This window comes from Polynucleobacter sp. 39-46-10 (genome assembly GCF_002282275.1).
The window spans coordinates 6,220-6,799 of sequence record NZ_NCJB01000132.1 but is presented as its reverse complement, the minus strand read 5'-3'; the positions used below and the strand labels follow the sequence as shown (position 1 = coordinate 6,799).

Here is a 580-nt window from a genome sequence, read left to right as displayed (position 1 = left end):
AGACTTGCTCGAGTTTGCAAAAGAACATCAATTAAAGATTGGCAGCATAGCCGACCTCATCAAATACCGTAGCCAGCATGAAAGCATTGTGGTGCGTGAGGGTGAGCGTGAGTTCGATACTCCCTGGGGCAAGTTTCAGGGAATCATCTACCGCGATACGCCAAGCTCATGCATGCATTTAGCGCTAGTGCATGGCAAGCCGTCAGAAGACGAAGAAACTTTGGTCCGTGTTCATGAGCCCGTCACGGTATTGGATTTCTTGGACTCTAATGTCAGCACGCACTCCTGGCCTTTAGCTCAAGCTTTACAGAATTTGGCCGCAGCGCCTTCTGGTGTAGCAGTTCTACTTAATGCTTCCGGCGTTGCAGCCCCTAATGATGCCGACTGGTTAGCCCAGTTTCATAAATTGAATGGTACCCATGCTGAAGCAGCTCAAAAGCCATTGGCGCGCAAAACCGATTTCCGTAGCTATGGCATCGGTGCCCAGATCCTCAAAGATATAGGCGTCGGCAAAATGCGTTTGCTCGCCAACCCTAGTCCAGTGCCTAGTCTTTCCGGATACAAGCTTGAAGTAACCGGT

General features: G+C 50.2%; 1 pseudogene (cut by a window edge). It reads left to right on the top strand.

What is annotated here, in order from left to right:
- A pseudogene (locus B7X71_RS10625) lies at positions 1-580 on the top strand (hypothetical protein); its annotated part runs 135 nt beyond the window's last position; the annotation flags it as partial.